The following is a 10,732-nucleotide window of genomic DNA, read 5'->3' on the forward strand; positions in this document are numbered from 1 at the left end:
ATCACCTCAAATGCGCCGGTCGTGATGCCTTCGAGGATGGCATCGGCAACCGCACTTGCGGGCTCCCGGAAAAATCCGAGTTCGGGACCGGCCCGGTTCGACCTCGTCGGGGCACGACGATCGATCTTTGGTTGCCGGCAAGGTTGGCCTGCTTCGCCGACTGAGGGCTGCCTGGACAGGAAAGGAACAACTGCAATGAAACTCCGCGCTTCAATAACTGACTGGATATCCGCAGTTCGTGATCTCGTAGCTCCACGATACCGACCCGAGCTTCACTACATGCGCGGCCCAGGTCCAGCCTTCGCAAGACGCGCTGTGATGGTCCAATCGAGACGCGGGCTGCAGATCCTGCATGCCCCGCCCCGACGTCGTTGATTTTCGCCAGATAGGCGGTCAAATCGGAATGGCCGACGGACAGATGCCCGAAAGCCTTGCATCATCAGGACGACTGGTGACCGGGAAACCTGGATCGCGGCCGTTGCCTATGGAGCCCGCTCTGTACCGTCGACGATCGCAATGGCGATGGTAGATCCCTTGGCCGAGCGTCCCCGAGCTCGCCCGGCGGCCGTCTCGGCCGAGGCCGGCGTCGGCAAGCTGTGAAGATTTGATCAGATCGATCGGGTTTTTCATTCGAGGCGCTTAAATCTGGATGGCAAATTCTGGAGTCCGCTCATGTTGGCAACACCGACGGCTTGGTCGCGGCGACCATTTCATCACCGCCGACCGCAGCGAGCGGGCCGGCGCGCGCGGATTGCCGAAGGACCCGGCTATATGACCAAGCCTTTATTGAAGGCGATCTGTTGCGCTTTATGCGCACGGCTCTGGCCAACAGTGCCGAGACAAGCATTTGTAATTCTCGGGTCAGCGAAATAAATTTGGCGATCAGTACCGCCCACAGGCCGCCACGGCCAGTGCCTCTCTCCCCGGATGGCTACCTCATCGAGGCGCCATTCGTCACCGAATGGGCGTTTGGTTATCTGTCGGATCCCAAGTGGAGCGCGGCCGCCAAATTTAGGGCGCGGCATCCGTCACGCTTTCGATCTCCCGAGATAGGCCGGCAACCGACCCGGTTCAACGCAGGACAGCTCCTTGATCCGGTAGCCGGGATTCTGGCGCAGGAAGTCAGCCGTCATCACTTGGGGTGGCATGTGCGCCGATGATGTGCCAGACCGGCAACCCCAGACGTTGTCGCGGGTTCCAGCGATCGGGACCCACGGCGATGAGCGCCTGCCGGGATGGCCAAAGGCATACCCCGATTTACCAGCATTGACGCTTCTTAACTTTGCATCTGGACACGCACGGCGCACCATCTGCCCAACCCAGTTAGTGGAGCTTGTAGCAACAGACCCAACCGACTCCAGAACGTGAGTAGCGCACACGGAGGGAGGCCCTGATCGAACAGCAGCCCCCGACGTCCCGATGTCCCAGCGTAAACGACCATGCTTCTGCGGGCAGCGATCCGAGAATGCTGCTCGCCTCTCACGATTTCAACAGCTTTCTCACACCCGTCGTAAATATCATGCAGGAATTGCAACGGCCGAAGACCGGCACAAGGAAGCGGCTCAGGGACGGTGCGATATTTTGCGCCTTTCGTGGCAAAGTACTGGCAACACAACTGCTAGATTTCCCGAATTCCTGCCAAATTCAGCTGGTGGCTTTGGATCGGCGCCGCCTGCGCTGTGGTGGCGGTCGCCGCCGCGCTCGATTAGATCCTGACAACCTTCACGCTGATCCCGGCCTCCGTGTAGCCCACCCAGAGCGCACCAAGCGATGAACGATCGACTCTCAGCACTCAGACTGTTTACCCGCGCCGCGCGCGTCGGTAACTTCTCCAGTGCTGGCCGCGAGTTCGGCCTGTCGCAGCCGTCGGCATCCAGGCTGATCGCCGCGCTCGAGGAGGAGGTCGGCGCGACGCTTTTTAGCCGCACCACGCGAGCGGTGACGCTGACCGAGGCCGGCGCGACGTACCTGATGCGCGTCGAGGCGATCCTGGCGGCGCTCGACGAGGCCGACCACGAGGCACGTGGTACGGGAGAGTTGCGCGGCTCGCTCCGCGTCGGCACGTCGTCAAGTTTCGTGCTCAGGGAAATCATCCCGAGGCTTCCCATGTTTATGAAGAAGCATCCGGCGCTGAAGATCGAGCTCCTGTCGAACGACCGCTACCAAGACCTCGTGACCGAGGGCATCGACGTGGCGTTCCGGTTCGGCGCCCTCCCCGACTCGAGCGCGACGGCGCGCAAGATCATCCACCTGCCGAGGATCCTCATGGCCTCTCCAGGCTACCTACGGGCGCGCGGCACGCCCACGATGCCATCGGACCTCGCGCACCACTCGGTGATCATCGGTCCGGCACACCCCGCGCCGACTTTCTCCTTCCGCAAGGACGGCCGCGTCACCTCCGTGCGCGTTGACACCCAGCTCGCTATCACCATCAACGAAGGAGCCACGGCAAGCGCCCTCGCCGGGCTGGGGATCGCCGCGTCGAGCGAAAGCAGCGCGCGGGCAGAGCTCAAGGCCGGGCAGCTCGTGCGGGTGCTGCCAGACTGGGATTTCGGCTCGATGGAAGTGAATGCGCTCTTCGTCAGCGGAAAGACCATAAAGCCTGCCGCCCGCGCATTTTCCGATTTCCTTCTCAGGGAGCTCCGCACTGCTTAGGACGGCGCCGGCCAGGGCATCGCGTGACAGCGCGGCATACCCAGCAATTATTGACAAAATACCTTTGCCCCGCCCTCGCCGAAACCTAACGCGAGCAAACCACGCACCCCGACCGGCCGCCGTCGCGCAGCAGGCTCATCGCGCCGACCGGGTTAGCGGTTATCCAGACGAACAGGATCACGCTCTGGACGATGACGAAACTCCACAATACCATGGCGGCGACCGCGTCCGCTACCCGAGAACGAACGCAACGACCTTCTCGGCCGGCATTTCAAGGGACGCAAAGAGTCCTCACCCGACCTCAGCCGGTAAAGGTTGAAGCTGACGACCTCGCCACCCGCGAGCGCTCGCGGGACCAGGCTGGTCCGCTTTCCGTCGCGAGACTTCCGCACGGTGACGCCGTATGGCAGCCCCTCGTACATGCCTTCGCCATAGCCGCTCGGTATCGCGGCGAGCGCCGATTCGAAGTTCTTTTCTAGCAATGTCTGACCCGCAGCTTCTGCGGCAAGTGAATCCAGTCCCCATTAGATGTAAACACCTCGAGCGGCGATCCACGTGGCATCGTTTCGATAGACGGAGGTGATTGGACGCTCGCCCGCCCCCGTGCCTATCTTCAATGCAGAACAAAGGAGCTCCGGGAATGCCGACCTACAGGAAAAACCCCGAAGCGGTCTCGGAGTTGACTCCCGAGCAGTACCGCGTCACGCAGACTAACGGAACCGAGCGCCCCTTCCCCAACGAATACTGGGAGGGACAACAAGGAACCTGGCCTCTACGTCGACGTGGTTTCCGCAGAGCCGCTCTTCGTGTCGTTCGATAGATTCGACAGCGGCACGGGCTGGCCAAGCGGCCTCTCGAGGCCGCGAACGTCGTCGAAAACGTGGACAGCTCGCACCGCATGACACGGGCCGAGGTCCGCTCCAAGCACGGCGACAGCCACTTGGGCCACCTTTTCCCCGACGGGCCGCGCGACAAGGGCGGGTCGAGATCCCGCATGAACTCGACCTCCCTGCGCTTCATCGATCGCGACCAACTGGAGAGCGAAGGGTACGGCGAGCCCGCAAAGCTCTTTGCAAAGCAGGAGGCCTGACGATGGCAACGACTACAGAGGGCGCGATCTGACAGGGGTTGCTTCTTGGGAATGCAGCAGCTGGTGCGGCGCCTTCCCCGGCGTCGCGTCGACGCCGGTTGGATACTCCGGCGGCCACGACATAGGATTGGCTGACAGGAGAACGGATGACGACAAGGTCTATCGCCCCCACAGCACGATCAAAAATTTCCGTGGGGAATGCGCGGTACATGTAACAACAGGCATTGAGATATCGAATTATTACCCGATCCGCACTTTTACGGCAGCGAACGATCCAGCCACTTTCTTGGCGAGAAGATCGATGAGGAAAAGACAGTGATGAATTTTAAAAAGTTTCCAACGCCGAATTCTCTCGATCGTCGGGCTTTTCTCCGTCTGGGTGGCTCCGCCGCCTTGCTCGGCTTGGCCGGCTGTTCAACGACCCAGGCACCCCGATCGTTCGCCGAGGAGGCGGCCTCGCGCTTCCCCAGGACGGGCGGTTTCGCCGCCGGAGCGGCCCCTGGCATGCCGTACTATATTTCCATGTATGGAGCGCGGCCCGACGAAAAATTTCCGCTTCCGGCCATCCCTGTCGAACGCATTGATCCAAGCTATTTTCGACAGCTTGTCGATGATCCGACCGGCGAGCGGCCTGGCACGATCGTCGTCGATACCGCCAATCATTTTCTCTACTTCACCACCGAAAACGGCAAGGCGAGGCGCTACGGCGTCGGTCTTGGCCGCGCCGGCTTCGATTGGGCGGGACGTGGCGTCATTCAATACAAGCGTGCTTGGCCACGCTGGACGCCCCCCGACACAATGGTCGCGCGCCAACCTGAACTCGAGCCGTACAGCATTGCCAATGGCGGCATGGAGCCCGGACTCAACAATCCGCTTGGGGCACGCGCGCTCTATATCTTCCAGAATGGGGAGGACACGCTTTACCGCATCCACGGGACACCGGAATGGTCTTCAATCGGCCAGTCGGTGTCGTCGGGATGCGTTCGCATGTTCAGCCAGGACGTCATTGATTTGCACGAGCGCGTGCCGAACCGCACGCCCATTCTGGTCACCAGCCTCGGTCCGATCCAGTCTCCCCTCTCGACGTAACCGTCTTCGTGTTTTGAGGCAGACAGACAGAAACCGTCGCTGAACCAAGACTTCCTAGCCCCCTTAGGCTACGACTTTGGCTGCCAGCCCGCTTGCCTGAAGCGCTGGCGACTGGCGTCCCTGTTCGGCATCGTGCCGCTCGGCGTGGTCTCGATCTAATTCATTATAATCCAGTTGATCATGATCGGCACCTATTGCACGCTGTTTCGAAGTCTGACATGGGCTCCTTTTCAGGCCGACCTAGCGCCTTGGCGGAAGGACGGCGCGATGATCGAAACAACCCTGCGGAAGCTCCAAGCTGTGGATCCGCGCATTTCGCAATTCTGCAGGCAGCACGCGGCGGCCTCGCACGACGAGGGCGCCGCCCTCGATCACCGCCTCGACATAGTCGGGCGCGACACCCGGAAGCGCGACGAGGATCGGGATCTCCGTCTCGGTCTCAAGCACATCGACGGACGGCTTCCAACACGGCTCGGGCAGGCGCTCGCGGGGTAGCAACTTCAGGAAAGCTGATGCATTCTCTCGGCGCGCGAGCGTTTAGAGTGCGGTGCAGGGCATCCAGTTAACGTGGCCCGTGCCCCGCATCGAGCGTCTCATGACTTGTAGTTTTGCAGCGCCCCGCGACTTGATATGTCAGCGCGGGCTCCGCTCGGCCAAAGGCGAGAGCGCGAAGACGCAAAACAGGCGCTTGTCGTCCTTCCAGGCCTGCGATACCCGCCAGCCCGCGCGCTCCGCGAGCGCGCCGAATCCTTCGCGATCGTATTTCCTCGAGCTCTCCGTGTGGATGGTCTCGCCCTCCCGGAATTGGAATCGGCGTTGACCAATCGAGGCCCATTGGTCCGTGAGGCTGAGCAGGTGCATCTCGACCGCCCGGTCGGCATCGTTCCACTTCGCGAGGTGCCGGAAGTGATCGAGGCGGAAGTCGCCCCCGAGTTCACGGTTGATGCGGGCGAGCAGGTTGAGGTTGAACTGCGCCGTGACCCCTTTGCTGTCGTCGTAGGCGCGGAGCAGCGTCTCGACCTGCTTCACGAGGTCAACGCCGACGATCGCGGCGCCGTCGGGTCCAACGTGGCGCAACATCTGCGAGAGAAAAGCCTCGGCTTCCGCGGCGTCGAGGTTTCCGATCGTCGAGCCAGGAAAGAATCCGACGCGCCGGCCTGCGGGCATGCCCGTGGGCATCTCGAATGCGCTCATGAAGTCGCGTTCGACAGGCCGCACCCACAAAGAGCGAAAGCGGCGTTCCATCCGGTGCGCCGTTTGAAGCAGGTACTCGTGCGCGACGTCGATGGGGACATAGCCGCGCGGCTCCGCGAGCGACTCTAGCACGAGTTCCGTCTTTACTCCCGCACCAGCGCCGTACTCGATCAAGATGGGCCCCGGGCCGGCGAACTGTTGCAGTTCGGGTTGGCGCGCCCGCAGGATCGCTGTCTCCGCGCGCGTTGGATAGTAATCTTCGAGTCGCGTGATCTCCTCGAACAGGTCGGAACCCCGTTCATCATACAGCCAGCGGCACGGGATCGTCTTTTGAGGGCGGGATAGTCCCTCGACGACGTCGGAGCGAAAGAGGTTGTAGTCGCCATGGGACAGGGGTGCAGTCAGATCGTGCATCGACGCGTGTTTCCTCGAATAGCCCAAACGGGAGTGCCGCGGGCCACACGCCGCCGCGGCGGAAAGGTAAGTCCGCGGATCGCGCCGCGAATCCACAATCCGTTGCCGTTCGTCCAGACACACAGCTCGCCCCCGCTTGCCGCGGCCGCTCCGGGACAATCAGGCAATGAGCTGGTTTGAAATGCCGTCAGGCGGGCGCTCGCAGTCACATACTCAGAGCCGCGCCCCCTGCTCCACGGAGGTGCCGTAGCAGCGTTCTTGGATGACGATACCCCGCGCCTATCGAATGTATGTCCAAAGGGAATTTCTAATTTCGTCCGCTGTATCCGATCTTTGGGTCTGCTGGAGAAACCGTCTTCAAGGGCTGCGCCGCCTGCCATACGACGGACAGCACCAATCGCGTCGGACCGGGCCTGGGAGGAGTCATCGGCAGATACGGTATTATCGAAATATGGATATAGGAATATAACATGTCAGAACGTTTTCAAAACAAGGTCGCGCTTATCACCGGCGGCTCCACAGGCATCGGTCTTGCAACGGCAGCGCTGTTCATCCGGGAAGGGGCCAAGGTCTACATCACGGGGCGTAACGGGAAGAGCCTTGACAAGGCAGCGACGGAACTGGGCCCGAAGGGCGTGGCCATTCAATCCGACGTAGCGGAAATCGCCGATCTCGAGCGGGTGCGAGACCGGATCAAAGAAGAAGATGGCCGGCTGGATATTGTCGTCGCCAATGCCGGTATCGCGGAAAACAACACATTCGGCGAAACATCGGAGGCTGAATTCGACAAAACCTTCGACATCAACGTCAAGGGTCTGTTCTTCACCACGCAGACCATGCTTCCGCTTCTGAGCGATGGCGGCGCGGTGGTGCTGACCGCCTCCATCCTTTCCGGAAAGGGTTTTCCGAATATGAGTCTCTATAGCGCATCCAAGGCGGCCGTGCGGTCCTTCGCCCGCTCATGGTCCAACGATCTGCGCGAGCGGAAGATCCGTGTCAGCGCGGTCAGCCCCGGCCCCGTTCAGACGCCGATCATGGAAAACGGACTGAAAATGAATGCGGAGCAGATCGAGCAATACCGGGCGATGGTCGCGCAGGTCGCGCCTCTCGAGCGGTTCGGGGAACCCTCGGAAATTGCCGAAGCAATCGCGTTCCTCGCTTCCGACGCCGCCAGGTACATTACGGGCGTCGAACTCAGCGTGGATGGCGGCATGGCGCAAGTCTAGAGGCTCTGCCGCGCAACAAAATCGCAATATAATGCCCGGCAGGCACCCTGTGCTTGCCGGGCATAACCTCTTCAGAACCAGGTTAGGCCGCTCCGGCGGCTACCTTCTGCTTCTCAAAGCGCTTGCGCTCGTTGGGGTCGAGATAGAGCTTGCGCAGTCGGATTGTCTTCGGCGTCACCTCGACGAGCTCGTCGTCCTGAATCCGCGAAAGCGCGCGTTCAAGCGTCATGCGGATCGGAGGAGTGAGCTTCACAGCCTCGTCCTTGCCGGCGGCACGCACGTTGGAGAGCTTCTTGCCCTTCAGAACGTTCACTTCCAGATCGTTGTCTCTGCTGTGGATGCCGATGATCATGCCCTGATAGACCTTGACGCCGGGGTCGATGACCATTGGGCCGCGGTCTTCCAGGTTCCACAGCGCAAACGCCACCGACTCGCCCGATTCGTTGGAGACAGGACGCCATTCATCCGGCCGCCGATCTCGCCCTTATAGGGCTGGTACTCGTGAAACAGGCGGTTCATGACGGCCGTGCCGCGCGTGTCGGTCAGGAGCTCCGACTGATAACCGATGAGGCCGCGCGTCGGCGCGTGAAAGACCAGCCGCTGCCGGTCGCCGCCCGACGGGCGCAGCTCGATCATCTCGGCTTTGCGCTCGGACAGTTTCTGCACGATAATGCCGGCGTGCTCCTCGTCCACGTCGATGACCACTTCTTCGATCGGCTCGAGCAGCGTGCCGTCCTCGGCCTTGTGCATCACCACGCGCGGGCGGGAGACGGCCAGTTCGAAGCCTTCACGGCGCATGGTCTCGATGAGGACCGCGAGCTGCAATTCGCCACGGCCCGAGACGTAGAAGGAATCCTTGTCCTCGGCTTCCTCGATCTCGAGCGCCACATTACCTTCCGCCTCTTGCAGCGGACGCGAGCACTGCTGCTGGAATGACGAATGCGATCGTACTTTTCTTCATGATGTGCGGCCTTTACTGAAGGCGTGTAGGAGCGCGCTCAACGCCCCCGCTCCATGCTGCGATTCTGATCGCGTATCTGTTCGCGCGTTCGTTGCGTTTCTACCTGTGCCGTTTGCCCTGAATCGCGTGAAGGTGAAGCGTCGCGGCCGTCCTGGTCGCGAGAGCTGCTATGCGTCCGGCATCTGGCTTTGGCTGTCGATCCGCAACGGCTCATGGATGGGTAAGCACCATCTGCCGGTCGTCAATGACGACCAGGCCATTCTCTCAGCGCTTTCCGAACTTTGGGAAAAAGCGCAGCAGGAATTCCGGGGCGGTCTGACGATCTACCCGGATTGGCGTGACACTTTATGACCTGACGCCGGCGCACGAGCGCCAGCTTGACTTGTTGCTCAATGACGATCGCCAGCGCCGACGCTGGGAAAGCGCCAGTCGGGCGATCGACGCCCTTAACACGCGTTACGCCGGCACAGTCGTCAGCCTCGGTATGTGGCGGCCGCCTGCCGGCGGACACGTTGGCGGCAAGATCAGCTACACCCGAATCCCGTCGGCAGAGGATTTTTGGTGATGGGCTGGAAACAGAGCGTCAAGGTGCGCGACCTGGCGGACGATCAGAAGATTGAAGCGCGTTGTAAGGTATGCGGTCACGTCCACTACCTTACCCGAGCGATCGTCTGCACCTCGCCAGAGCGGGAATTCCGAGCGAGGAGATGCAGCGGTCAAGTCCGCCTCTCCATGGTGCGACTGGACGAGCTGTCGGGTTTCGTTGGAGGGTTGGCATAACCGTCCACGAACCGGGCCGCGGCGTCGATGATGTGAAAGTCTGCGATTTGCGTCACTGATCGTCAGCCTTACGAGGCCAAATGATTGCATCTGGTGAGCAAATCGATTTTCGCCAGTTGATCCGCTTATAGAGCCTCTTCCTTCTCTTCTTCGTCAGCCAGCATGAGGACTTCACATTCTCCGCAGATAAGCCGGGTATCCGGCTTAGCCCATGCGTTGGCCTGACAGCCTGGGCAGGTGTATTTTGTCTTGCTGGCGGCTTTCGCCTTGCGCTTTTTCTTCGCTTCCTCGTCGTCCCAAAGCTCGACATAGAGCGTCGCCATGCCGTTGCCTGCCAAATCGTCATAGGCTCGCGCGAACGCGCCGCCCTCGATGATGTAGTGACTGCAACTCTGGCCGGTTTCCTTACCGCCCGGTTCGCCAGTCGTGGACGGATGCAAGCCGATCTCGTGCATCTTCGCCGCCCATTCCTTGTTGTGGTAGCCGCTCCGCGACGGCTTGCCAAAATGGTGCTGCCACAGATGCGCCATTTCATGGGCGAGGGTGGAGAGGCTTTCGCGATCCGTCCGGGCTTTGAAATGCGACGGGTTCAAGGCGATCTCGTCGGTGACTTCGCCGCCGTCACGGCCACCGAACCGGCTTCCGGCGAAATAGCCATACGCCCTGGCCTTCCGCTGCATGGTGATGAGGCAGGCCGGGAGCCCGCCCGAAAACAGGCGGTCGTTGAAAAAATCGTAAGCCTGATTCAAGGCTTCGTAGGTGGTGCGGGTCGGGTTGCTCGCCGGCATGTGATATCCCTCAAATCAATGTATCGTACGATACATTGATAACGATATCGGGAAATACGGCAAGTAAAACATCGCACGCCGCGCCTCCGAGGTGCACCTGCTCGCCGTCGGGACCTGTGCCATCAATTGACCAATCAAAGACGATCTGGGCGGTATCGCCGGCAACGAACACATGGCGCACATTGGTCACCAGCGGCAAGCCGAGCTTGATATCGCGCCCGATTATGGCAGCGATCTCTGCGTGTTCAGTGATGGTTCGCCCGTCGTCCGCGATGAACACGGCCTCCGGGGCGTACAAGGCCATCTGGTTGCCGACGTCGCCGGAGTTAAACCGCTTAACCAGCGTTGGAACAATGTCTTCGGGTTCAGTAGGGAGCGGAAGGGGCGGACATCAGGGGCCTCCTGTTCGTGTTGGTTGAACCGCATTCGAGGATGACACACACGTTTCGGCGGTTCTTGATCGCAGCGCCCGACGAATTCCTCCAATAGCCGGCACGTATCGTTTTCATAGCGGCTGGGAATAGCGCCGCGACGG

The 10,732-nt window shown here is 61.1% G+C and carries 9 protein-coding genes and 2 pseudogenes; 7 read left to right on the forward strand and 4 right to left on the reverse strand.

All coding sequences use genetic code 11. The annotated features are described in order from the left end of the window. The first annotated feature begins 1,770 nt into the window (after window positions 1–1,770). From G6N73_RS32410 to G6N73_RS32435, 4 genes and pseudogenes are all read left to right on the forward strand, one after another. Window positions 1,771–2,655 carry a LysR family transcriptional regulator gene (locus tag G6N73_RS32410; protein WP_165034024.1) on the forward strand — a complete coding sequence of 295 codons (885 nt, stop codon included), beginning with the start codon at window positions 1,771–1,773 and terminating at the stop codon, window positions 2,653–2,655. 640 nt (window positions 2,656–3,295) lie between these two features. Continuing rightward, window positions 3,296–3,745 (forward strand): annotated as a pseudogene (gene msrB / locus G6N73_RS32425) (peptide-methionine (R)-S-oxide reductase MsrB). Window positions 3,746–4,063: 318 nt separating this feature from the next. Beyond that, window positions 4,064–4,834, forward strand: coding sequence for a L,D-transpeptidase (locus G6N73_RS32430; RefSeq protein ID WP_165034025.1), 771 nt, complete (start codon window positions 4,064–4,066; stop codon window positions 4,832–4,834). Window positions 4,835–5,101: 267 nt separating this feature from the next. Next, window positions 5,102–5,329: a hypothetical protein gene (locus G6N73_RS32435; RefSeq protein WP_165034026.1), complete on the forward strand. Its 228-nt coding sequence runs from the start codon at window positions 5,102–5,104 to the stop codon at window positions 5,327–5,329. Window positions 5,330–5,467: 138 nt separating this feature from the next. Here G6N73_RS32435 and egtD read toward each other — a convergent pair whose 3' ends face one another. After that, window positions 5,468–6,442 carry an L-histidine N(alpha)-methyltransferase gene (gene egtD / locus G6N73_RS32440; RefSeq protein ID WP_165034027.1) on the reverse strand — a complete coding sequence of 325 codons (975 nt, stop codon included), beginning with the start codon at window positions 6,440–6,442 and terminating at the stop codon, window positions 5,468–5,470. A 470-nt stretch (window positions 6,443–6,912) separates the two neighbouring features. Between egtD and G6N73_RS32445 the strand changes: the two genes are divergently transcribed. Then, on the forward strand, window positions 6,913–7,668 hold the full coding sequence (locus G6N73_RS32445) for a glucose 1-dehydrogenase (protein ID WP_165034028.1): 756 nt from the start codon (window positions 6,913–6,915) through the stop codon (window positions 7,666–7,668). A gap of 82 nt (window positions 7,669–7,750) precedes the next feature. Here G6N73_RS32445 and G6N73_RS32450 read toward each other — a convergent pair. Then, window positions 7,751–8,583, reverse strand: a pseudogene (locus G6N73_RS32450) (large ribosomal subunit assembly factor BipA); the annotation flags it as partial. A gap of 178 nt (window positions 8,584–8,761) precedes the next feature. On the opposite strand from G6N73_RS32450, the gene G6N73_RS32455 reads away from it, so the two are divergent. Together G6N73_RS32455 and G6N73_RS32460 are read left to right on the forward strand one after the other, a co-directional pair. Then, on the forward strand, window positions 8,762–8,980 hold the full coding sequence (locus tag G6N73_RS32455) for a hypothetical protein (RefSeq protein WP_165034029.1): 219 nt from the start codon (window positions 8,762–8,764) through the stop codon (window positions 8,978–8,980). Then, window positions 8,967–9,194: a hypothetical protein gene (locus G6N73_RS32460; protein WP_165034030.1), complete on the forward strand. Its 228-nt coding sequence runs from the start codon at window positions 8,967–8,969 to the stop codon at window positions 9,192–9,194. Before G6N73_RS32455 ends, G6N73_RS32460 begins: the two co-directional genes overlap by 14 nt. A 340-nt stretch (window positions 9,195–9,534) precedes the next feature. Here the strand turns inward: G6N73_RS32460 and G6N73_RS32465 are convergent, their stop codons facing one another. Then, the gene (locus G6N73_RS32465; protein WP_165034031.1) at window positions 9,535–10,197 is read right to left on the reverse strand and encodes a SprT-like domain-containing protein; all 663 of its coding nucleotides are present in this window, start codon (window positions 10,195–10,197) and stop codon (window positions 9,535–9,537) included. A gap of 10 nt (window positions 10,198–10,207) precedes the next feature. Further along, complete coding sequence (locus G6N73_RS32470; RefSeq protein ID WP_343044827.1) at window positions 10,208–10,552, reverse strand: YybH family protein; 345 nt, start codon at window positions 10,550–10,552, stop codon at window positions 10,208–10,210. Window positions 10,553–10,732 lie beyond the last annotated feature (180 nt).

The organism is Allomesorhizobium camelthorni, from assembly GCF_011045125.1.
GTDB lineage: Bacteria > Pseudomonadota > Alphaproteobacteria > Rhizobiales > Rhizobiaceae > Allomesorhizobium > Allomesorhizobium camelthorni.